Genomic DNA, 23722 nt, shown 5'->3' with positions numbered 1-23722 from the left:
TGACCTTACAGTTGTCTAACAATGCCGTTCGAAGAGACAGCTTTAGTTGCTTTTTGTTGCTGCTGCATATTTTCCCGGGCCGCATCCTGTACTTCTAAAGGAACTATGCGAGCTGGGTTTGAGGTCGAATTCTTGCCAGCAATCCATGTTTGCGGTTTTACGTTGACATAAACGTAGCCGGGAAGATTAAGCGCATCGTTATCATCGGTATAAGGTGCAAAAGTAATTCTCATTACTTTCCCCTGTTGCAGAACAGCAAGTGGTTCAGGAGCCACTACAGCTTGTTTATAACCTTGCGAACGGTATTGCTGGATCTGCCCAGGGTTGAGAGTCGGGTTAACGGGCTGGCCATTGTAAAGAGAGTACATATCCTTACCAGGGCTGATATCAGAATTAGGTGCAACGTAGCGTGGGGCATTTCCAGCAGAAACCGGATAGCTTGTTTGTTTAACGACTTCCGCAGCCGGATGAACGAAAGGGTTACCAGTTGAAGAGGCAGTGCTATAACTGCTAGTCATCCTTACGTTTGAATTAACCGGTACACCAGAAATAGGCCGTGGTCCAATGGATGAAGTAGGGGCACCCATTTTTAAAGTTTTATCGTACATGACAGGTAACTGACCAACTGGCTTAATTTCGGTTTTTGAATAAGCCACAGGCTGATTTTTAAGGGTAGTAGACTGTGGATATTTGACTTCCCCTGGAGGGCTAATTTCAGTTGGATAACGGCTGTCATTGACAGCCGATTTCTCCTTTCCCGATTCCGACTCTTCCCCCGCCAGTGCAGACAGATCATCTCGATTATTAGTTAACTCCATAACTTCGCGAGGACCTTTACAGATAACGCCCTTTTCAATGCCTGGACATTCGGATTCGGAACTACCGATGGAGCACCCCGTAAGATATGAGGATGTACCTACAACCAGAGCACTGAGTACCAATCTTTTGATGTTCATAAACTAGCCTTAATTTGTCTCAAATGGATTTTTTAAGAGAGGTTCAACGCTTTGGTTCAACCAGTAGTCGAAATCTTTTGGAATGCCATTACCAGCCAAACCATCCTGTCTGACAACTGAAGGTACACCCTGCAATTTATAAATTCCTGCGAGCATCAATGACGCTACCAAAGGTTCCGCCGGACATTCTTCTGCTTCTTTTTGAGAGAGCAATCTTTTTTCAATGTCGGATTTGCTTCCCATTAGCCAACGAAGAATATCGAGGTTGTTTATTTTTCCTTTTTCTTTACTACACCAGAGCCTTCTAAGCTCTTCTTTTGGCTCACCGGGTGAGGGAACTAAAACAATATCTATCCGATACTTGTCCCGATCTGCATAGAATTTCTTAACAAGTTCCATGCAACCGTCACAATCAAGTGTTATGAAAATGGCTGCTTGTCTTTTAAGCTTTGAATTTCCCAGAGGAATGGACGCTACAGTTTCCAGAGGGAAGGGGGCCTCATCAAGACTAATAAAATAGGAATTCCTGATTTCTTCTACAGTCAGAACAGGTTTACGTTTAATTACATCAACAAGGCTTCCCCCAGTAAGGGAGTATCGGCCATCGGTCGTTACTGCCATTAGCTGCGAACGTTCGTCCTGAAAGAGGTATAGCCCACCAGAAGGAATGTATATGGCATCCTTAGGTTTATATCCTTTCATTTTTGATAACACACCCGAGATCTGACTGGGTGAAACGCCACCTTCCTTTGCCTTTGCCATTAACGCAGCAGCATCACTATTAGTTAGGACCTGCTCTGAAGCATAAGTGACCGTATTCGCCATAATGGCGAAAGCCGCCATTAAAGGGAAAAGTAACTTTTTCACTATTGGGTGCCCTCTACTTCTTTGCATTATAAGAACTTGATTGTACCGCTTCAGAGCTATCTTCAAGTTCCATATAAGTGACGATTTCAACACTATCCGGTACAGTAACGGCAAGCGTTGCATCAATAATTAAATAGCCACGGTCACGGTAGATCTTCATTAATGTTCTGAAATATTCTTCGAATTGAGATCTATCATTGTCAGCAGTACGGCCTCCGTGATGCTTGAAAAATTCCTTACGTAATTCAGGCATGTCAAGCACTGCAATCTTGTACGAAGGCTGGGATTGTTTATTGAAGTAATCGTAAACATTCATAAAGCCTTTATAACCATAAATAATGACCAATACGGCAAAGGCGAAGAAAAATAAATACTTCAATATTTTTTCAATATCAATTTCGAAGGTAATTTTTTTTGTTGTCCTTTCTCGCACCATTTTTTTAGTGATTTCAGGTCCAGCTGATTCAGGCGATTCTTTTTTTTCTAAACTATCCATTTAAACCTCAGCGACTGGTCAGATTCGTTGGAATTGTAGTTCCGGTCTGAACGACAAATGTAATAGCTCGGCCAGGGCTAATTTCTACGATTGGCCACTGTTGTTCTGCAATTGCGGTGTAGTAATCGACGAGTCGATTAAGACCACCTTGAGCTGCACCAGCCCCGGCTAATGCCCCAAGTGCACCAAAATTAGGGGACTGATACTGAGCCTGTGAATTAGGGTCGATGTTAAGTGAAGATACCTTACTGGGACTTAAGCTACCGGCAAGTGAAGAAAGTCCACCGGCAAATGCAGCTCCTGCAATTGCGTTACCATTTCGGCTGATAAGCGTGCCTCGGATCCCATTTTTTCCGTCATTTTCACTTACAGCATATGCTTCCAGTTTTACGTCAAAAGCTTTCCCTTTTGAATTAACACAAGAGATAGAAGTGGCACGTATGTAAGCACGCTGTGACGCCAGATCACCAACAGCTGAACCCAGAAGGTTACAGTCACGCAAATCCATGGTGAAATTATTGGGCATGATGACATCTTTTTTAATACGCATCGTTACTGGCATTGGTTCTGATTTGGAAGAAAGGCTTGTAGGCGCTTCAAGCCCGGTAATCAGAACACCAGTGATAATAGATGTTGCCGGAAGAAACATTTCATCTTTTCGGGCAGCATGCCGCGCTTTGCTATCAACTGGCGCAGTACCATCACCTCGTACAGTCCGAGTTGGCGCTTTATCTCCTGCAATGACCTCTCTGCCTTCCTTGATTCTGTTTTCAGACACGGGCATAACCTGAATGACACCATCGGTACCATTAGTCTTAATGGAACTTTGTGTGATTGTTCTCATTGGGCTATTACGCGTAGGTGTGATAGAAGCGTAATTAGGGTTTACGCCATTAATCGGCGCATTAGCATTAAGCTGATAAGGAGCTGCCGGTGCCTGCTCATTAATCGTTTTACGCGAACTACCAGCATCCAAGTTACGATTGCCGTTTCGATTTGTCTGCATATCATTAATTTGCTGAGACAGCTGCTGAAGTTGAGAAGTTAAACTTGCAACTTGGGCTTTAGTTTCCTGTTGGGCTTTTTCTGCTTTTTCGCGGTCCTCTTTCGCCGCATTTTGGTCAAGTCGGTTTTGCTTAACCATTTCTTTATATACTTTCTGGCTTTCTTCATTACTCAATTTGTTCATTTGCGAATCATCTAACAACAAATTGGTCTGCATGTCTTTTTTCTGTGTTTTCTTTTCTTTCTTAACTGGTGTGGAAAAAATAGACTGGCTAATAATATAAACAATCACTACCAGCAGAGCGCCAATAACAGAAAGTCTGACGGTCTTATTTTCCCAGGCCTTTTTAATGTCCATGATTAGCTCCACTTGTAGGTTTCTGGAATCGTTTAATTTTTAGATTTCGTTCGCTGTCAGACATCTGAGGAACGATATAGGGTTCACCTGCTCTGGCCCAGTTTTCACGAACAGATGGATGATTCATTTCAGCTTTATCTATCTGGCTCGTTCTAGATATTTCATGTTTGTAATTAGGTTCCAAAACGTTACTTTTGTGATAGTCAAAAGCATTCTCCTCATTAATATTGCCCTCTCCTACAAATTTATCAATAAGAGTTGGATCGTTCATTATTACTGTCTGAACGGGAAAAGCGTTACTGCCATCTTCGATACTAATGGGTGCGTCCGGAACGATTAATACACTCCTTTTTGGTATATATTCTGACCTGTAGTAAAAGCTGGTTAAAGCAAATACGACAAAACCAATCACGGTGGCCCCAAGCAGAGCAGGCAAAGTAACTTTTCCCATATTATTTTCTGATTAGACTTGGTCTGGTTGTAACCCGGGCCTCGCGTTCCTTGAACAATTTATCCCGGACTATGTAAAGCTCTGTTTCTTCTCCCGGTTGCAGGTATGCTTTATCAAATAAAGCACTTGCAATAACGCCTTCTGCCATACACTGCTGATCAGCAACGATTTGACCGTATGGTTTATCGTTTTTCACAAGAATTACATCAATAAGTTCACGTGAGCCAACCAGTCTCTGACCGAGCTTTGCATACATATTAAAGTTACATGGTGACTGCTCTGGCGCAGGAATACGAGAAAGTCGGTCCTGTTGTAAACTGAATCCTGAAGGGACCTCACCAAGAGCCACAGGAGTCAATAAATCAATGATTCTTTGTTTATGATCGTCTTGTTTTGGATCCGTTGGAGCCAGTTCTTCTGACTGGGAGCGGGCCAACATTTCCTCATAGTTTTGCTTATCCAATGAGGTTTCACGTTTGGCTTGCATAGATGGGCTTAAAGATGTAGTAACTGAAATCATCGCACCGGGAACATCAAGCGGTACCAGGGTCAGGTTATAGGTCGATTCAGGTACCTGATCTTCAGACAACATAATCCCGATTGGTTTATCGGTATTAGTTGAAATAAAGACATCGCCACCATTAACAAATATGCTTGCCTCTTCAGCAGGGGTAGAAGTACTGACAGAAGCATTCTTGAAGCTGGTCGATATTCTGTTTTGAAGTCCTCGTGAAACTGGCAGTACCACATTCCCACCAGGCGGCACATTTACACGCTGAACTTCTTTATATCGGTTACGAGCTTCGACATAAAGTTCATCGGCTTTTGACGTGGCGGTCGCATTGGTTGCATTCTGCTGGGAAGAGGTACCTGTTGGTCTCCCATAGCTATCAATTGCACCAGATCGGGTCTGTGCGTCAAATCCGGGGAGACTAGGATTATTTGATAATGCTCCAGTAATAGCGCTTACCGCAGGCGAAGCATTGCTGGCTGGGGAAAGTTGCACGGTAGGGAGATCAGTTGTAGGTTTTTGTCCCTGCGCATTACCGGCTTCACTAAGGTTTGTTTGTGCACCTGACTGTTCAGAACCAGCTTGACCCGGAATAATGGCTTTTGCAGCTCCATTCTGAAATCCGTCAGCACCAACTGGCATTACAACCGGGTTATTAATTGTTGCTGGCAATTGGTATTCTTCAGCGATTACGCAGTTCGAAGTCGTGAGCATGATCAATGCTGTAATTGCGTTGAAGCCTAAGCCCTTTTTTTTAATCATCACTTGTTACCTGTAGACGGTGGCGGATTATCCAGCGTTGCCAGTTGCTCTTTGCCGTTTATCGTAATTTTTTTAATATTCGGTGTTCCGGAATATTGATTTACATATGCAATTCTTGGGCGACCATTTTTCATCCCGAGAACCCATTCATAAGTCCATTTCGATGATTCAGTTTTGTCCGGAACATTTACAAGTCGAGTCGTTTTGGTACCCCAGACATAGACCATGTCATTTTTTGGATCAAAGTAAATATCATTAGGCTTAAAGGTCTGCTCAACACCACGAGCCTGCATGATATTTATCTGCTCCTGTAAAGACTCACTCGTTTTAGCCTGTAGTTCAGGTGAAAGGGCATCGAGGACATAGGCCGTCACAAAGGAAATATTAGTTGGATTAATATTCCCTAAAAGGGTACTAAAAAAGAGAGCCCATTGTGTTTTATAAGATTCCGATGCTTTGTTACCAACAACCGTGATCTCTTCATTCATGTTTGGAGGGGTAACAATCGTCACTGGGTCAGTGAAAAAAAGAATCTTTGCAACCAATAACCCAATGACGGCTATTGAAACAGTATTAATGCGGATAAGTTTTGTATCACGATTAATCAGGGCGCTGTATGTAATTCCAGCACCTGACGCTTCAGCTTGTGGGCTAAATCGTTTTTTAATGTCCAAAAAACGTCCCTTAGCACTTTCATCTTTCTTTACGTATGACTGTTCAAGATCACCGTTTTCATCCTTTTTAGATTTTTTGAAAAAAGGGATGTTAATGCCACTTAGCATTTTCATTCATAGCTCCATCAAGAATACAAATCTCTGATAAATGGATCGTTGAAATAACGGCTACTAAAAACTGCTTTACCTGGCAAAAAACCGAGCCACCAGAGTTTGTGTTTTAGCAATCCTCTTATTCCTGACTCAGCTGCTTTGTTATACGCAATCCAATACACAACCGCTGCTACAACAGAAAACCCGAAGCATTCGAAGATATTCCCAAATGCAACCAGAATGAATGCAAGCCCTAATTTTTTGGCATCCCAAAACAAAATCAGTAGAGGCATGTTGATCCTGAAAGGGAATCTATAGGTATGCTGAGGAACGTCGTTCTGCTTACTCATTAAAAATCCAGAGAGGGGGATGAACCCCCTCATGCATGATTAACAATAAATTACAGCGGTACGCCAGCATCCATAAAGGTGCTGATAATTTTCTCGCCGTTGGCCATTACCAGCATCATGAATAATGAAACCAGTGCCAGGCCCGGGTTAGGCTTAAGGACAGAGAAATATACGCTTGAGATCAACATCGCGGCTGCCAGAATTTTGCCCGGAGCTCCAGTCATACTTTCACTCATGTATGACCAAATATCTCCCAGTGCCCCATCATCTGAACCCGCATATGCCAGACCGCAAAAAAGCACGGTCAGCAGAACAAACAAAATCACTTTTGCGCTTTTTGTTTTAAAAAGTGCAGCCGTGTTAGATTTCTTTTCACTAAGGCCAATATTTAAAGAAAGTTCCATAATTACTCCGTGTAGATTTGAGTTCACGTAAACGCGAATGAATAATACTTTTTTATTCCGATCCTTCCGTTCGCATAAACCCCCTTTTTTTAACGTTTAGCGATTGGTGAATTTTTAAGCAAAGGGCCTAAAGCATAATCTTTGAAAGGTACCAGTGAACGCTTAGTAAAAGTTTGAAAGAGGGGAGGGGGTAAGATTACGTTAAGCTCAATCCTGAAGCTGATGAGACTCCTCAAGCATAAAAGTCACTTTTGATGGTTTGAAAAGCTCTAACTAGATATCGGGCAGGTAACTAAGCTTCATATCTAATCTTTTTTGTTCCCTTATTATCTATCTCTTGATTCTGAGAAGGCCGCATATCACTGTGCTCCCTGGTTCGGCAACTATCAGTTGGAGAAACTACATACAATCCTCGGGCCGGTGCGTCATTCATCTAAATGCCTTTTACACCTCTGGGCGTGAGTGGGACTTTGTCTTGTCCATACGAACATCATTCATTCGAATGCTTTTGGCCAATGCTATTTAAGCAAATGCTTTCTGGCTGAGTCCTTTTGCGAATGAGTCTTTGATATAACTGCATGAATTTTGGGTTGTTTGGTGTACTAACAAAACAAAGGCATTTCTTTGAATGCCATTGGAGTTGTGATGCTTCTGATATTTTTTTGATCTCATATCAAGCACATAGTCCTTCTGATGCCCAATGTCATAGATGTCTTGGACCATTCTCGCTCTTAACAAAGCTGAACTGTGTGTCATTCGACCTAATGCCATTCACCAAAATGCCTTTTTATACCACTGCATAGCTATGCTCGGGATACAGTGGCAAACAAAAGCATTTCAATGAATGAATTTTTGGGATACCGACATCAAAAGCATTTGTATGAATGTAAGAGGCGTAATCCACAAAAGGCATTCACGTGAATAGAGTGCGCACGAAACCATCTTGCTCAACGGCATTTAATGAATGGGCTAGCATGTACGCTTGAGTCAGAAAGGCATACAGATGAATAGTCAGGAGTTCGTTTGAAAAGTTACTTTTTTGCACATTAAGCCGAGATGTAAGACCAGTAGTAAAAGAAGCACTAAGCATAGCACTGATAAATAACTTATTTTTCAGCAGGTTATAACCAGTGCATACCAGATAGCTTTCAACCTTGTTTGGCAAGGGCCAGCTTAGGGCTTCTTTTGAAGATCTGAAATTGTATGTCGCGACCTTTCTTAACTTCTTGATAATCGAGATATCCGATAGATTCAAGTTCCCGCATTGCTTTACGAATTATCTGGTTTTGCGTACGAATAGGGGTTGTAAGAAGCAACCTTTCCCTCAACCGTTTCATATTAACGAACAACGTACCAGCTGGCATTGCTTCAAAATAAATATAGAGAGATTGCGCAGCTTCTTTTTTAGCCAAAATGTATAGAACCTGAAGGCTTAACAATGTCTTATGGTCGTAACGATACAGTTCCCACATAGAAGGATCCCCAACCAGCTCAACAGTATCGCTTTTTGGATCAATCATAGCCTTCTGCACCAGATGCGTTACTGTGAACCGACCACTACGAGAGTCTGAGAAGGCAAGCACTACCGATGCAAGGTTCATTAATGACTCTTTAAAGCGCGCACGAGTTCGTTTGTTGATGTTTGTTGAACTGATACCACACATCTTCGCAAACTCGTTAAAAGTCAGGCTAATCTTCTCGGAAGTAAAACCATATTTACTGAAAGCCATGATGATCCCGAGCCAGCACTTAAAGTCGGTAGACATAGATAGTTTGACACCAGTTATCTTGATGTCGTCATAACCCTCCGATCTTGCAATTTCCATACACGAAAGCTCATCAGAGGCATCAACTTCAAAGTTTCGGTCGCGGTTTTCTTTTGTGCCGACAGGGGTAAATACACTCAATCTCAGCAGGGCCACGGGCTGAACCGACTTGGACGAGTTAGGCGTCAGTTGATAAGTCTTACCTGATTCATTACTGGTTACGTCAAAAGGATGGATTAACTCGTTGTTTTTAATCATTAACTTAACTCGTCGGTGATAAGATTTTCATTTGGCAAACTGTTTATAACATATTCTTGCAAATGCTTTTTACGCATTTACCTAAATGCCATAAGCATTCCAGTAAATGCCTTCCTTATTCATTCAAATGCTTTTCGCATGCATCCGAATGCCGGATCCTTTCATAAAGTTACTATAATCAATGAGTTAAAGATGCCGTGATCTTTACTTGAACTCTATTGATCTTTAGTGATCTAAAGAATTGATCTAACCTGTTGAAAACAATGATAAGTCCATATAAAACAAGGAATAGCGCTCCTTTATCAATATCTACAGATCGCAAACGGAAATGAAAGTGGGTTTACTATCATTGTTTTATTCAAGACAGTTTTTATTTTAATTTTATTAAGCAAATTTTTTGAGTTTACCTTTTAGATGTATCAGCCCTATTTGGCAAATTTGAGGTTCATGTATCATGTAGTAAACAGGAGGAAGATATGAACAACAGCAAACATACAGTCATTGAAGTGGATACTAATCTAGTTGAAATTGAAAAGGGATTTAATCCCCGAGAGGCGGTAATCGGAGATTTGTGTTACGAACAAGAACCTGTCAAATCGATGATTGTGTCAATCAAACAAGCCTTTAAGGAAGGAAGGCAGGTTGATATGATCAAGGTCGTAAAAAGAAAAGGTAAATATTTAGTTCGTCAAGGTCATACTCGTTTTCATGGCTTAAAATTAGCAATTTCTGAAGGTGCTAATATTCCAAAATTATCTGTTATCTTAATCGATTATAAAAACGAAATTGAAGAATACCTTGAGAACCTCGATGGTAACAGAAGCAATGGGCTAAATCCGGTTGGGCAAGCTCATGCATTAGCTCATGCTGTTAGTCTCGGGTATTCGGTTGAAGAACTAGCAATGCGATATCAACGATCAACTACCGCAATTCGTAATATGCTAAAAATCCTTGATATGCCATTAGAGCTTCAACGTTTGATTAGCCTAAATCTAATCAAAAAAACGCTCGCCATTGAAATAATGTTAAAATATTCCAACGATCACAAAATGGTTTTAAAACATATAGAAGGTTTCTTACCTGGCGTTAAGAATATTGAGACTACAACGAGCAAAATTGTAGGCATACCTGAACACAATGCAGCTGGAGCAGGACCAGACACCTTAAATAAAGGCGGACCAGAAAAGAAAAATTCGGCAGTCACACGTAAGACTTTGGGTATTAAGCGCCTCTCGCATAAGAAAACAGAACGGCTAAAATCTGAATTTCTTGAGCTTGTGGAAAGTACACATACGGAATCTATAACGAATACTCAAACAGAACTAAAATTTGGTAGAGATAGTGCACACTTGTTCAAAAATGTTGATAGTAAAAATGTAATATTTTCTGATGATGGTGTTCAAATAATCTTGAATGATGAAAAGCTAAATATTTTATTGTCTTTACTTAACGACGAAAATACAGCAATCATTCTTTCTAAACCAAAATTAGAAGAGCTTCTGGAAATTCGAGATCTCCTTAAGGAATAAAAAACCGAGGATTAGTTGAGTGATTAAACCTATAAAGCTGACTCTTATCGATAATTATAATGATTTGCTTCTAACTCATGAAGTCCTTAAACGCAACATGGAAGAGTTAGAACACGGTAAACGTTTTGACCAATTTCCTGAAGGGCATGACCACTATGAAAAAACTGTGAAAGAAGCTGTAGCAATCGTAGAGGCACGTTTGGAGGTGTTTCGAAAATGAAATCTCTTTTCTTTACTCTTGATGGTCATATGGTACCAGCCTCAGTGAATGTATCCCTTAACGGAGATGGAAATTATTATGCACCTATCGAAAGAGAATGTAACGAATGTGCGGGCACAGGCCACAAAGGGGCTGATGTATGTGAAAAGTGTCATGGGGTGCAAACAGTTGGACCCATTATTGAAAAATTAGTGGTACTAGAGCCAATTACCTTTCTCGATAACATTCCGGAACTGCGTGTTAACCCAACACTCGAAGCATGGAAATCCAGAAACCACGTACTTATTGAGAAAGCAAAAAAGGCTAACACTAAGTTTTCTAATAGTATATTGGCGCAACTAGACAATAACCGTTTTTTGACAGAACGCCAGCTGGATTGTTTCTTTACAACCTTTGATGTGATGTTGTCTGAAACTCCGGAAAATGAACAAGAAATTTTAAAACATAGCTACAATATCGGCCAGGTCATAAGCATTGAACTAACATTTACTGAAGTCAGGGCCGCGTACGCAAAAAGTAAAGGGAGTTATTTTTTTACATTTACTGGTAAAGTTAGAAATGACGGGATCGCTTTAACGGCCGATAAACAGGATCACATTTTATTGGGTGAACGTTATCATTTGACTGGAAAAGTCAGAAAATTCTATGATTTTGATTCGAAAAATTATGCTGCAATAACAGTTTTTAAGTTAAGTAAACTCCAAGACAGTTAAATGTTTTACTGCTTAAATATAGAGCCAAGACTTAAACTGTCGTTAGGACTCACTCACGTAATATTGTTGCTTACGCAATGGGTTTTATCCCTCATAAAGATCTGCGAGTATAAATCTTTTACATTTAAATTCCCCTCTATCACAACCTTTTCAATAGTAAAAAAATGATAATCTTATTAATTATAATTTTTAATTTTTTGTATACCAATACCATACAGTTAAGGCTAAAAGGTGATGATGGAGATGGACTTTAAAATGCACAATGATCTGGGTCTCGGTTTCATTTGTAAAAATGCAAGAACATCGTCAAAGCCAACGTTAAGAAAAGTTACTTTTCCGGTAAGCGCATATGAAACGTCTAAGCTTTCTTTAACCGGTTTTCAATGCCCCACAGCCTGCCGATTTCCTTTTTTTGTGCTATGCATGATAATCCATAACCATCTTTCGTCTGCATGCCCTATCAACCAAAATGAATGTTCAAATCATATATCGCAATTTTCTATCGACATTAAAGTACAAGATTGGCTTAGCCGTTCAAGAGTAGCGTTTATTGATTTCCATAATCTAAGAAATACAGATAAAACCACATTAATAACAGTGGAACATCTTGAAGCTTTACTTACTGTTATGTCAACTACTCTTGTCGCTTACGCTCCATATTCAAAAAAGAGACTTAACTTTAGCTTTCTAAATTCATTTACTTTGTCTAAAACTTCTCAAAGTTACACATTAACTTTCCCGGTAGTTCTCAGTCCGCTTTTAGATGCTCTTGGCGGTTTCATTCAGGAATGCATAACCGAAAAATTGTTAAAACGACGAAATTCGAATTTCATGGTTTACGAGTATCTTAAACGTTCAGGCCAGAGCTCTCATAAAGTGGAGGACATTAATAACGACTTACAGCTTAAAACTCTAAATATAAGACTTATGAGCGTCCTTACTGGGCTTTCTCAGCAAGGACTCATTTCATTTATTTGCGAAGGAAAGAGGGGCGACCGGAGAATAGAAGAGCTTCAGTTTATACCTTATGTTCAACGAACTCACCCTGAGGTATTAACTTTTCAGGAATGGATTAGCCCCGTTGATTAGAATTAACTCTATTTCAGCACGGCCAGTATTTCTGTTTCCGTTTTCCGTGTATTTGGCTTACTTCCTACGGATCGGTAAGCGCTGAGTCTGTGTATGACGAATCCACGCTCTTCATAGAGGCCCAAAGTGAATGGTGTCAGGCTATTTGATATCGCAACAGCAGCGCCTTTTCTGTGAGCGTCAACGAGCATATTTGCTAACAGCACGTGGTCGCTTTGGCTGAACGGTTTACCATCGTAACTGACAAAACTAGTTTTGCTTGTTTTGTCATATGGCGGATCACAATAAATCTGATCTCCTTCGCCGGTTGCGGCCAGAGTCTCCTCAAAACCAGCGGTGATCAGTTCAATACCTGAAAGACGAAATGAAAGGTAGTCTATTTTATTGAAGTCAAGCTTCAGTTCTGTATGTTTCCCCCAGGGCACTGAATAGATTCTTTCTGAGTTATAGCGGCACATACCGTTATAGCCCAGGCGATTCAGGGAGTAAAACAAAGCCGCTCTTTGAAGCGGTTGACCAGAAATACAGGTTTTGTTGAAACGGTCCCTCATCTCATAGTAGTCCTTTTCGACAAAGGTTTTATCCGCTAGGTTTTGGACCTGATTTATAAAGTTAGTTTTCTGTCTTTGAATAGTCCTGTATAGGTTGATCAAGTCTGGATTGCTATCTGCAAGCAATGCATTTTGTGCAAACATGTTCAGAAAAACGGCACCACCGCCTATAAAGGGTTCTACCCACCGGCAACTATGATCGTGTGGGTAGTGATGGCTGATGAAAGGCATCAGTTTCGTTTTTCCACCAGCCCATTTGATTATCGGCATGTGTCTGAGATGTCGAGTCAAAGTGTCTATACCTGAGAGAGAAATTTAGGTGCTGGTATCGTACCTAACCACGGGCTTTAACTAATAACTTAGGGAGCAAAAAAAAGTTGTTTAAGACGCACAGTTTTGACTTTCAGCATTGCGGATTTATAAGATTTTTCCTCACTGATACCTGAACTTTATGTTTTGGATTTATGTCTTTGTTTATGAAGCGATTTTGATGCCATCACAAGAAATGGGGAGCCCTCTTTTTTTGTGAAAAATCAGAATAGGCTCAAAAAGTACCTTTTTTGCGAAAAATTATGGATTTTTTTTTCGGTAGTATCCCCGCTACGCAGAAAGTAAGCAGAAAAATGTAACGGAGCCCCTATGAGTGTTTTACTGACAGAACCTACACAGCAAGCTAATGACAAGGTCTTTAAAACGGCCCATGTTGCCTTTTCAGTAGTTACTGGCACAGGTCGTTACGTCACTGGGCTTAAACAGTTCCGTGATGCAAACCCTGAACTTTGTACTGAAGTAAGTGACCAGAAAGCATGGGCTATCCACCCTTCAGTAATTCAGGTCACGCCAGGCTTCAACTCCCGCGAAATGGGAATGGGTGACGATTACTATAAGCTCCCTGAGGTTGAAGAACACATCTACAACATCAAGAATGCCTACATTCGAGGTGACTATGTAGACCCTATCCGAGTACGTGTCATTGATGGGGTACCTTTTGTTCGCCAGGGGCACTGCCGTTTAAAAGCCGCAATGATGGCATGTGATGAAGATCATGACATCACAATCCTTTGCGTTGAGATTAAAGAAGATGAAATTGGCTGTGAGCTCGCGACCATTGATGGTAACCGTGGTCTTGCGCTTTCTCCTGTTGCGCTTGGCGAGTCCTATCGTCGCCTACATTCTCTTGCTGGCTGGTCACTCGAACGAATTGCTCAACGTGAAAATAAAAGCCCGACGACCATCAGTTCTCTTATCCGCCTGACAACCTGTTCTGTTGTTATCAAGAAATGGATTCATGCTGACGCTATTTCGTATGTTAACGTGCTTTCACTGATCGATGAGCTCGGTGAAACAGAAGCAATTTCACGTATCAAGAAGATGATCGCGGAACTTGAGCAGGCCGATGCGAATGGCATCACGGTGAAAAAAACCCAACATGGTCAGGTACGAGTCAGACCTTCAGACTTCAAGCCAGCACGGATTCCGCCGGTTATTGCCACAAAAGCCGTAGAAGGCGTCAAACTCATCACCACCAGCTTATTACAGAAACTGGGGGATATTGAATTGCCGGAGATGACAGATTCAAGTGCTGACGAAGAAATCAACATTACGTTGAACCGCAGTACTCTGGAGATGCTGAGAAATCTTTCAAAAGAGATCACAGAATCAGAGAACAAGCAGCTTCGCCGTGCGGAGAATCGTCAGGCAAAACTTAATGGTGAGAAGCCAAAATACCCACGTAAAAAAAATGCTAAGAAGGCAGGGGAAGAGACCGATCAGGATACTGACCCACAGCCGGACGCAGAATAATTTACTTTTGGCAAAGTGTTGGTTTTGTCAGAGTCATTAAGGATTCAGGCTTTTTGCCCGCCTTTTTTAAACCTCCATGTATCGTTCTTGCCCCGTTTATGCGGGGCTTTTTTTTGCTTCTTTCTATGAGTTGACATCTTTAAGTTTTATTCAGAGACATAAAAAACTTTTTCGTGTCACTGAACCTATTAGGTTACAGAGCGACGTTGCTATCCTGGTAAAAGTTTTTTCTAAAGGACCGGTAAAATGTCATCTCTTGATTCTGAAGCTAAACCCGATAATGCAGGTCACAGCGTACTGGCTTTAACAACCTCTCATAGCCTGGTGGTTAGCTCTTCTGAAACATTTCTTCCAGATATGCGCAAAGAGCTCGGCATTATCGCGGATCTTGTTGAGTCCTATAATGATGAACTCTGCTTGTTGAAACACATGGCTGTCCAGTTCAAAACCCACAATCACCAGAAACTTTATTCTTATCTCTCAGGCTACAACCACAGTATCTCTGAAGCGGATGCCTTGTTCGCGGAAAACGCTCTGAGATCTGAATACTGGAAACGCGTTATGGCACTCACTGATGTTTTGCCTATCATGTCGGATGCCAAACGTAACGAATGGGATAAGCAGTTTACGGCCGACCGCTATATTATGCCGCCTCAGGTGATCCCTGATTTCACAGCTGACGCTGTAGTAGGCACAGTCGTTGCTTTGCTTAATGACCGCAATCAATTTATTAAAGAAAGGGTTTACGACGTCTTCCAGTCTCTGAGCCGCAGTCATAAGACAAACAAAGCTTTTGGGTTCTCCACCCGCATGATCACTACCGGAGTTTGCGAGCCGTCTAAATACCCCTGGCAGAAATTAAGGGTGGATTTTAAAGAGTCTGGCATTTCACCACTGAGCGAGCTCCGCGTTATATGCGCATTCTTCCGTGGCGAACAGGTGAAGGCGATCCATAACACCAAATCATTGGTTGAGGCGTTGGTCGAACATGAGGGGTTCAGAAAATGGATCTGCATCGATGGCAACAGTATTCGTTTCAGGGTTTACAAAAATGGATCAATGCATATTGACGTCCACCCTGATATCGCCGAGCGGCTTAACAATATTTTATCAGCTATCGTACCGCTGGCATTACCTGCCGACCGCATGGCTCATAGCAAGAAATCTTTGGAGGCATTCCCTGTACTTAAGCAGTGCATCGACTTTGATACCCGGATGCAGCTTTCTGAACTAATGTTTAAAAATGACGGGGACAATAAATGGAGTTGCTGGACATCTTTAGGGTCTCTCGCCGAACGCAAATCTTCGAGTGTTGCCGCTGACACCCTTCGGTTCTTAGGGGCAACAGTAACAAAATACGATGTGACATTTTCCTATGATCCGTGTGAGGTTATTCGTTACATCGGCCAGATAGGGGAGATGCCTGATATTGTATCGCATCAGTTTTACCCTTCATCTTGCCGAATCAGCGAATATGTATATTCCCTGCTCGGTGCAGGGGAAGGGGATACCCTCCTGGAGCCTAATATTGGCCATGCGGATTTGCTTAAATCATTCCCTGCCGGTGTGATCGTTACTGGCATCGAGCTTGATACTTTGAATTGCCTTATCTCCCGGGCTAAGGGATACGATACGACAGAAGCTGACTTCCTCACATGGTCTAAGTCTAATCAACAGAAGAAGTTTGATTATGTCGTGATGAACCCACCTTTTGCCGATAACCGGGCCAGGCTGCATCTCCAGGCAGCTGCATCTCATCTCGCAGCCGGGGGATCTCTAGCAGCCGTTCTTCCATTATCTCTTCAGGGGCTCGATAACCTTCTGGGGGAAGAATTCCGGACGGAATGGATGGACGTTTTTGAGAACGAGTTTGAAAACACGACCGTTTCGGTTCGCATCCTGTACGCCGAACGTATTCAACAAGAGGAAGTCCTATGAGCAACCAACCCACCAGCCTGCCAGAAGAAGATATTGAGTTTGTTATGGATACCTTTCAGAGGAGCATGGGTAAATCCAAACCTGTCAGGGATACTCAAATAGAGGGCGAGAAACCGCAAAGTAAAGAGTCCGCAAACTCAACTGAAAACCCCGGTTATGAAGAATTCTTTTAATTACGCTCATGATATCCTGGTGCAGTTATTTAGAATGATATTTGAGGGATGGGGGACATTGTGATTAAAAGGCGTAACATTCGACGATCAGTTTATGGATTGCTTATTGTTCTTATCGCCGGAAATGTGTGGTTAGGCCTTAGAGCTGATAAAATTCATAAAGTGCGTTATCAGGATTTCTGGTCACCGGCAACTGTGATTAAAGTAACTGTAATGCCTTCAACGAATGAAATCCAGCTCAGTGGTAAAATCCCTAAATCGGTAAGAGTTTCAAACAATTATGTTGAGTACTCGTTACCGGGCACACTCTCGGACAAGACCATTTACCGAAGCGTGTTAGAAGATGAGATGCTCACTTTGCTTAATGCTGGAGGTCAACTTGAAGTTAAATACACTCTGGACAAGCAGACAAATCGAACTAAGGTATGCACTAAGTGCTTACGGGTGATTAAAGATATTAACCATCAATATTCAGCCACTGAGGTAAAGCATGGGCAGTCCTAAATTTGAAATTGCTGAGCAAATTAAAATGTGGATCGTTGTTTATCTAGTTTGCTTTTTAGCACTTTACTGTGTGTTAAGCGCTCTACATGCGCTTTATGATCCGCTAAATTTACCTGCCCTGACGTGGCCTATCAGCTGGTTCGTGGTGCCTGAAATGACAAGTTTTGGCAGTGCATTATTAGCTTTTGTCCTAACGCCAGGCCTTTGCTCTATAATTGCTGTTTTATTCGGTAAGTCTACCTTTAAAAAAGCTAAAACAAAAATATAGAGTTAATTAGATTGGTGGCTCAGGTTTATAAAACCTCTCACTAGAGAGGTTTATTTATTATTTTTGACTGAGATTAACAGCGTTTTCCATAAATGTATCAATAACAACCGTAAGAGACTGGCTGGTACCATGGCTATACTCAGGCCAAGGTAAAAAAGGATATGAAGAATACGCCATCAACATGATACTGGTTGGGCAACGCCAGTCCGTTGGAACACCTTTACTGTAATGGACAATCATAGCCGGGCGACTACAATCAATATCTCCAGCGTTTTTATCGAGTACGAAAGTAGCCAGAACGCCGGTGTCCTTCTGGGATACGAAAACAAGGCTGTCAGTAAAAATAAAGGCCATTAAGGAAGAGGCCAGGAAAGCGCCAGTAAATAAGGACTTCTTCTCTTTCCAAACGCGTCGAGCATATAACCCCATTAGCGCTACCGCTGAAACCATTCCGGACCACTGAGCACCCAAAGAAAAATCTGTTACTGTTTTAGATGTCATACTTTCATTAATAGTAATCATTGCGACAATGAATGGTGATGCAATTCCAAGTGTTGCTAGGACTATCAGCGATATTTCAGACCGGTTTTCTTTAGCGGATCCTTTACTTATTGCAGACATTGCTCTGAACATAACGAATGTACTGTTGAGCATCAGAAAACAGCATAAGAGCATGTATAACATTGGGTTTCCTCAACCTAGAAGTGATGGTTACCCTGTTATTTTACATAAATTTGACTCAACAGATGCTTTTAAAATCTCGCTTCCTTGAATTTAAAAACATATCAGCACAATTGGCAAACATAAAGGAGCAGCGTCTATCAAAAGTTACTTTTATGATTGGTTGAATACTCATTTTGAAGGCTAAAATCCAAAAAAGTGGGTACAAAAAGTTACTTTTGCGTCATCCAGATGCACTGCCGCCATTTTGCATTCTGTACGTTGGTTGCTTTCTCACTTGATGTCTCTTTTAACAGGCAAATTATCACTTTATCCGACCGGACCTTGTAGGCTGAATCCGTAGAATAAGGCTATAACCTATTCCCGGAGCATCATATGCGTAAAACTCTAATTGGCTGCATGGTTGCAACTGCCCTTGCTACTGTATCTTCGGCACATGCTCAGGTATTTAGCTACTCATTTACAGATACCAATAAGGCTGTTCGGAATATTAAGCCTGCAACACAAACATATCTTAATCCCGCTGGTGTTTTGACTCTGAACTTGATATCGGGTCTTGATCGGTACGAGCGAGTGACGGTCACACGAGACAGCGATAAAAAGGTTATGTATTCCTCCGTCTCGACCAAAACGAGCGTTGCAGATCGTATCGTTGCTGCCGATGGAACAGAATACTATGGAAAGGATATGGTTCTACCGGCGCTCGGAGAAGGGACCTTTACTGTAGTCAATGAAACTCTGGATATTCGCCAGACTGTAGTGAGCACATCTACTTATCATTTCATCGTTGATACAACTCCTCCACGCTATAAGAGTATTTATCCGAGTCAAAACGCAGGTTACGACATGGTACTTTCTGGGCCACTTTGGGAGTTGGGCCGAGGCGGTAGTGGCCAGTTTTCTATATTTGCAGACGGTATTGAGGATGCTAGTGGAATTGCCAAGATCCGTCTTGTCATTAAACGAAGTAATGGTTCTGTGGTCTCCGACAATAACCTGAGTTATGACACAGCCAATAAACGTGCGTTCTATCCGTGGATTAAAGATATGAACACCCAGGCTGGCATGCCCTCAAGTGATCTTGATGAAGAATTCACCTTCAATTTCATCGTTACGGACCTGGCAGGAAATACGCTTAACATTCCTCCCCAGCGGTTTTTATATGACGATCAAATGGGAGAATTTACGCCATTTGCAGTTCATGACTCACGTGTAAGCACCAGTGTTGTACCCGGCATTTCTTCGGGATACGTCCCGTTTAAACGAGGCCTTACAGTGCTGGAAAACCCCTACAAGTTGGTTATACGTATCCCAAGAACTAACTGGAAGCCATATCGAAATGGTGGCATGAGCATTACCAATAACTATGGCGGAGTACAGGTCCTTTCCGAAGATGCCACCTATGTCTACGTGGAAGTTAAGCTGCCACAGGGTGCCTTAGATGGAAACTACTATAGACCTGTGAATACATATCAATGGTCTGGAGGAGATCTTGGTCAGTATGCCAGCTGGCTCAACTGGGATCCTGCCTCTGTAAAGAGTCCGGCTTGGGGAAGTTCACCCATAGAACGACAAAAGGCTGATGGAACATGGTTCAACAGCGTAAACTGGAACCTGTTCAAGGCATCTGATATGCCTATAAAACTTACTAATATCCGGTTCAATGTACAGGCTAGGCCATATGATCAAAAAATCACTGGCGGAGCAACATGCAGTATTCCAGCTGGCTCAACAACCTGTACCGTCTCTTTGCCCCAGGATATTATAAATGGCACTACCGGCTATCTTCATAGTGGCTATGAAGTAAGGTCAACCACCGAAGCAACCTTCTTTGCCCCTATATGGGAGAATATAGCCTGGCATACACTGGGTCCCTCCGTCACTGGATTTGATTACATTGAAACCACCAACATTCTCCAGGTTTACGTGAATCAACCTGGAGATGGTTCATATTTCGACCATGTTTATGTAAATCGAGTTTGGTTGTCAGATAAAAACCGTAACAACGCAGAAATAAGCGTAACCGGCAAACAAACAGGTAGAAATATGGCGTCTGGGAACTACACGTATGAGTTCAACATGAAAGAGGTACCAGAAGGCAGTTATAACGTGGTAATTAATGCCCAAGATACATTCAACAATACCGGTAACCTCCCTTATCAAACTGTTGTCGTTGATAATACAGCACCATCTGTAAGTATTAGCTACGAAGGAAAACCGATCAGCAAAAACGTAACAGTATATGGGCTGGAGAACGTCCGTATACAGCTCACCGATGCTCTAACTAAACCATCCTTAAGCCGTATGACTCTTCGCGGTGGCCCTGTTTCTGATGCGGTGGAATTGTCTTGGGTGAATCTGGGAAACAACCTGTATGCACCTAATTATCCCAAGATCTTTCCGTCTCTTAATGAAGGCGAAACATACACTCTCACAGTTCAGGCCAAAGATGAGATGAACAACGTTAAAGAAAGCTCAGTCGAATTTAACTACCTTCCAAACAATCTCGTCAGGCTAGAGAATCTGAAAACCTTAGCTGTCAATGCTTCTCTCAAAACATCTGACAATACTCCTCTGGCTGTTCTGTATGCCAGCCAGCTGCGTAAAAAGGATGGTTCAATCGCTACAGGGCTTCAGGACGCAGTGCTTACTGTCCGTAAGGACGCTGCATTCGGCGTGACTGTAAATGGTGTTTCTGCGATGCCAGGTGAAAGCAAAGAGCTTCAACTGGATTTGGGGCTCGGGGACAGCCGTAGCTTTCCTATTTTCCCTGCTGTATCCGGCCTTACAGGCAGATCTGAGTTCATGATTAACATTGAAGAATTAAAATAAAGCAGGGCTGTTTTGCTGAAGCACAACGGCCGTCTTCTGATGCGCCGTAGCCCATGTTGTTGCAAATCAGTCCGACGTTCATTGCGTAAGTAACGCTTACTGCGGACCATGGTAGTGATTAGACTCACTACCATGGTCATTTCACCACATATCTTCTCTGCATTGCTCTTGTTGGGCAGACTAGTAACTCGTCACTAAATTGCAGCTTTTGTCTTGCTAAGTCGCTGGTATAACTGCACTACGAAATCGTCAAAAGATTTTATCCCTCATGTAGATCCAATAAATGATCCCAAAGGTGCCAGAGAGTACAAAGAAGATCCCGGTACGCTGTAGGCCGCATGGTTACTGGGCTGGAGCATTGTCACTGACAACAGTAGCGACATAAGTGACAACGGGAGTGACTTAAAAGACAATGGTAGAGACTATTTCGACGTTGGTAATGATTTTAAGTGACAATGGTAGTGAGGTTAGACTTAAACTTCCACTGTAAGGTAAGGTGACTCGCATTATTTAAATAAATTATTACTTTCAATTACTTGCGACACGAGTCTGCATGTATGCTTCTATTTCTCAAAAATTTATCCACCGAAAATGCCTGTGGCTGTGATTTAGCTTTGACGACAGTTTTTATCAGGGAGGCAAGTTGAGACCTGTATAAGAACTAAGCATTTATTTATCCCCATTTTCCACAAGGTAGTTCCAATAATTAGTACCTTAGTGTTCCTGATAGATCAAAAGAGATCCCCGCTGCCTCCAGGCCAGACGGCACAAGGCCTGAGACGTGATCAGTGACAACAGTAGTGATTATTTTGACATTGGTAGTGATTATTATAACGTTGGTAATGAGTTTTTTGACATCAGTAGTGATCAGAGCGACAATAGTAGTGACTTTTCATTAGATCTTTTTAACTTGATCTGATCCGTTGTTGATAAGAGTTGCAGGTCATTGTATGCAAAGAGTTTTTGCCAAGTTTTAATGAGTGGAGTCGTTTTTTTAGGTAGAACTTATGCACAGATATGGATCATCACAATGATCCATCCAGTGACATAGAGTTCGCTGGGGCTTACTATTCACCAATCTGTTTACACATTCAGTGATAACTTATTATGACTAAAGAGAAAGATACTGAGCAGCAGGACCTGGTCACCAGGGCTTTCTCTGTTAGAGAGAAAGAATCAGGTAAAGACATCATTTTGCGTCCTAACAGCAACCGTACGGTGCAGTCTATTGCTTTGATGCGGCTCGGGCTGTTCGTCCCATCACCAAAGAGTGTGGGGCGTCAAAATCGGGAATATAAAACGGTTGGCTTTGACGCAACGAAAGAGTTACAGACGCTCTCTTTAATGGAGAGCGAGGGGTTCACCAATATTTCAATTGTCGGTGAGCGTCTTGATATGTCAGTAGATTTTAAGACGTGGATGGGCATCATTCGAACCTATGCCAATCATCCGATTAACAATGACACGATAAGCTTAAAATTCACTGAATTCCTCAAGCTATGTACGCCTGAAAATTATCGCTCATCTACAGCGTCCAGAAAACGTATAGACGCCTCCTTACGCAGGTTAGCATCCGTTACCTTGTCGTTCACCAGTAATAACTCGTCCAAAGTCTATACAACGCATCTGGTACAGTCTGCCCTGTTAGACCCGGAATCAGATCAGGTTGTCCTTCAGGTTGATCCTAAGATTTTCGAGCTCTATCAATACGATCATAAGGTTTTGATGCAGCTGAAGGCAATTAAGGAGTTGGCCAAGAAGGAAAGCGCCCAGGCTCTCTATACGTTCATAGAGTCATTACCGCCAAATCCTATACCGATATCCCTTACTCGGCTGAAAAATCGTCTGAACCTCAAAACACGAGCAAATAGTCAGAATGCTACCGTGAGAAAGGCTCTTGAAGAGTTGGCATCGATAGGATACCTCCAGTACACCGAAATTAAGAAAGACGGAAAAGTATACTTCCAGATTCATAAGCGGGATCCCGATCTGAATTTGAACAATACTCAGCCTCCTTTAGAAGTGGTTGAAGATGAAGAAGAGAACTCAGGGTCTTCTGTTTTAGAAGGTGAGTTATGCCCACCAGCTGACCCGATAGACGGCGATGATGTTCTTACCGTCCATGATTTAACCGCTGAAGAACTGCGCTATATTCGTAGTCTTCGAAGCCAGAAAAAGAACAGCAACGCCAGCTAAAGTTAACCCGGCGGTTCAGGCTCCGGGTGCTAAATTACTTCTTCGATTTTCGTTAGTCCCAGCCCGCTCTTTCACGTCAACGGTAATGAGTCAAAAGTCATTACCGTTGTCATTGTTCTCTACCACCCTATGTAGATCGAGATTGCGAATTCAACGCTTTCTCCTGAGTCACCTGTTAACACCCGGTTTCTACGCTTTACTTCATTGGCCAGTACATCCAACGGAAAATATCGTAACGGGGTGACAATGGCAGTGAGTTGACCCACTCACTACC

23 protein-coding genes are annotated in these 23722 nt (G+C 42.1%); 11 read left to right on the top strand and 12 right to left on the bottom strand.

Features of this window, described 5'->3' with window-relative positions:
* Positions 1–5 precede the first annotated feature (5 nt).
* The 10 genes from trhV to ACOTYB_RS11610 form a co-directional block, all read right to left on the bottom strand.
* The gene (gene trhV, locus ACOTYB_RS11655) at positions 6–956 is read right to left on the bottom strand and encodes an IncHI-type conjugal transfer lipoprotein TrhV (protein WP_001022588.1); all 951 of its coding nucleotides are present in this window, start codon (positions 954–956) and stop codon (positions 6–8) included.
* Between the two features lie 9 nt (positions 957–965).
* A complete protein-coding gene (htdT, locus tag ACOTYB_RS11650) occupies positions 966–1718 on the bottom strand; it encodes a protein-disulfide isomerase HtdT (RefSeq protein ID WP_182911723.1) in 753 nt (250 codons plus the stop codon).
* A gap of 118 nt (positions 1719–1836) precedes the next feature.
* On the bottom strand, positions 1837–2319 hold the full coding sequence (locus tag ACOTYB_RS11645; protein WP_000377632.1) for a hypothetical protein: 483 nt from the start codon (positions 2317–2319) through the stop codon (positions 1837–1839).
* 7 nt (positions 2320–2326) lie between these two features.
* Entirely contained in the window at positions 2327–3682 is a 1356-nt protein-coding gene (trhB, locus tag ACOTYB_RS11640; protein ID WP_000351841.1) for an IncHI-type conjugal transfer protein TrhB, read from the bottom strand.
* A complete protein-coding gene (gene htdO, locus ACOTYB_RS11635; protein ID WP_000521242.1) occupies positions 3672–4133 on the bottom strand; it encodes a plasmid transfer protein HtdO in 462 nt (153 codons plus the stop codon). The genes trhB and htdO overlap by 11 nt, the downstream gene beginning before the upstream one ends.
* Before the next feature lies 1 nt (position 4134).
* Entirely contained in the window at positions 4135–5406 is a 1272-nt protein-coding gene (locus ACOTYB_RS11630; RefSeq protein WP_000592092.1) for a TraK domain-containing protein, read from the bottom strand.
* Positions 5406–6194 (bottom strand): TraE/TraK family type IV conjugative transfer system protein, encoded by a 789-nt coding sequence (locus tag ACOTYB_RS11625; RefSeq protein ID WP_000783153.1) that lies wholly within the window; start codon positions 6192–6194, stop codon positions 5406–5408. Before ACOTYB_RS11625 ends, ACOTYB_RS11630 begins: the two co-directional genes overlap by 1 nt.
* A gap of 11 nt (positions 6195–6205) precedes the next feature.
* Complete coding sequence (locus tag ACOTYB_RS11620; RefSeq protein WP_001447770.1) at positions 6206–6556, bottom strand: type IV conjugative transfer system protein TraL; 351 nt, start codon at positions 6554–6556, stop codon at positions 6206–6208.
* Between the two features lie 17 nt (positions 6557–6573).
* Positions 6574–6927 (bottom strand): hypothetical protein, encoded by a 354-nt coding sequence (locus ACOTYB_RS11615; RefSeq protein WP_000423602.1) that lies wholly within the window; start codon positions 6925–6927, stop codon positions 6574–6576.
* A gap of 1148 nt (positions 6928–8075) precedes the next feature.
* Entirely contained in the window at positions 8076–8951 is an 876-nt protein-coding gene (locus ACOTYB_RS11610) for a RepB family plasmid replication initiator protein (protein WP_000594611.1), read from the bottom strand.
* Between the two features lie 476 nt (positions 8952–9427).
* Between ACOTYB_RS11610 and ACOTYB_RS11605 the strand changes: the two genes are divergently transcribed.
* The 4 genes from ACOTYB_RS11605 (at position 9428) to ACOTYB_RS11590 (ending at position 12502) form a co-directional block, all read left to right on the top strand.
* Positions 9428–10480 carry a hypothetical protein gene (locus tag ACOTYB_RS11605; RefSeq protein ID WP_001065778.1) on the top strand — a complete coding sequence of 351 codons (1053 nt, stop codon included), beginning with the start codon at positions 9428–9430 and terminating at the stop codon, positions 10478–10480.
* Between the two features lie 19 nt (positions 10481–10499).
* The gene (locus ACOTYB_RS11600; protein WP_000594930.1) at positions 10500–10700 is read left to right on the top strand and encodes a hypothetical protein; all 201 of its coding nucleotides are present in this window, start codon (positions 10500–10502) and stop codon (positions 10698–10700) included.
* Positions 10697–11413 (top strand): zinc finger-like domain-containing protein, encoded by a 717-nt coding sequence (locus ACOTYB_RS11595; protein WP_000838219.1) that lies wholly within the window; start codon positions 10697–10699, stop codon positions 11411–11413. Before ACOTYB_RS11600 ends, ACOTYB_RS11595 begins: the two co-directional genes overlap by 4 nt.
* Positions 11414–11647: 234 nt before the next feature.
* On the top strand, positions 11648–12502 hold the full coding sequence (locus tag ACOTYB_RS11590) for a hypothetical protein (RefSeq protein WP_000970401.1): 855 nt from the start codon (positions 11648–11650) through the stop codon (positions 12500–12502).
* 8 nt (positions 12503–12510) lie between these two features.
* On the opposite strand, the gene ACOTYB_RS11585 is transcribed toward ACOTYB_RS11590, so the two are convergent.
* Positions 12511–13323 carry a DNA adenine methylase gene (locus ACOTYB_RS11585; RefSeq protein WP_001121574.1) on the bottom strand — a complete coding sequence of 271 codons (813 nt, stop codon included), beginning with the start codon at positions 13321–13323 and terminating at the stop codon, positions 12511–12513.
* Between the two features lie 369 nt (positions 13324–13692).
* On the opposite strand from ACOTYB_RS11585, the gene ACOTYB_RS11580 reads away from it, so the two are divergent.
* From ACOTYB_RS11580 to ACOTYB_RS11560, 5 genes are all read left to right on the top strand, one after another.
* Positions 13693–14856 (top strand): hypothetical protein, encoded by a 1164-nt coding sequence (locus ACOTYB_RS11580; RefSeq protein WP_000114860.1) that lies wholly within the window; start codon positions 13693–13695, stop codon positions 14854–14856.
* Between the two features lie 246 nt (positions 14857–15102).
* Complete coding sequence (locus tag ACOTYB_RS11575) at positions 15103–16794, top strand: DUF4942 domain-containing protein (protein ID WP_000096325.1); 1692 nt, start codon at positions 15103–15105, stop codon at positions 16792–16794.
* Positions 16791–16967, top strand: coding sequence for a hypothetical protein (locus ACOTYB_RS11570; protein ID WP_000070862.1), 177 nt, complete (start codon positions 16791–16793; stop codon positions 16965–16967). The genes ACOTYB_RS11575 and ACOTYB_RS11570 overlap by 4 nt, the downstream gene beginning before the upstream one ends.
* Before the next feature lie 60 nt (positions 16968–17027).
* Entirely contained in the window at positions 17028–17471 is a 444-nt protein-coding gene (locus ACOTYB_RS11565) for a hypothetical protein (RefSeq protein ID WP_001805248.1), read from the top strand.
* Positions 17458–17739, top strand: coding sequence for a hypothetical protein (locus ACOTYB_RS11560; protein WP_000535423.1), 282 nt, complete (start codon positions 17458–17460; stop codon positions 17737–17739). Before ACOTYB_RS11565 ends, ACOTYB_RS11560 begins: the two co-directional genes overlap by 14 nt.
* A gap of 57 nt (positions 17740–17796) precedes the next feature.
* On the opposite strand, the gene ACOTYB_RS11555 is transcribed toward ACOTYB_RS11560, so the two are convergent.
* Complete coding sequence (locus tag ACOTYB_RS11555; RefSeq protein ID WP_000966518.1) at positions 17797–18423, bottom strand: hypothetical protein; 627 nt, start codon at positions 18421–18423, stop codon at positions 17797–17799.
* A gap of 372 nt (positions 18424–18795) precedes the next feature.
* Between ACOTYB_RS11555 and ACOTYB_RS11550 the strand changes: the two genes are divergently transcribed.
* Both ACOTYB_RS11550 and repHI2 read left to right on the top strand, forming a co-directional pair.
* Positions 18796–21252 (top strand): Ig-like domain-containing protein, encoded by a 2457-nt coding sequence (locus tag ACOTYB_RS11550; RefSeq protein WP_001232713.1) that lies wholly within the window; start codon positions 18796–18798, stop codon positions 21250–21252.
* A gap of 1107 nt (positions 21253–22359) precedes the next feature.
* A complete protein-coding gene (gene repHI2, locus ACOTYB_RS11545; RefSeq protein WP_000159528.1) occupies positions 22360–23448 on the top strand; it encodes an IncHI-type plasmid replication initiator protein RepHI2 in 1089 nt (362 codons plus the stop codon).
* Positions 23449–23722: the final 274 nt, after the last annotated feature.

The sequence above is a fragment of the Enterobacter cloacae complex sp. IR5450 genome (assembly GCF_049238665.1).
GTDB lineage: Bacteria > Pseudomonadota > Gammaproteobacteria > Enterobacterales > Enterobacteriaceae > Enterobacter > Enterobacter hormaechei_C.
This window is presented reverse-complemented; position numbering and strand designations above follow the sequence as displayed.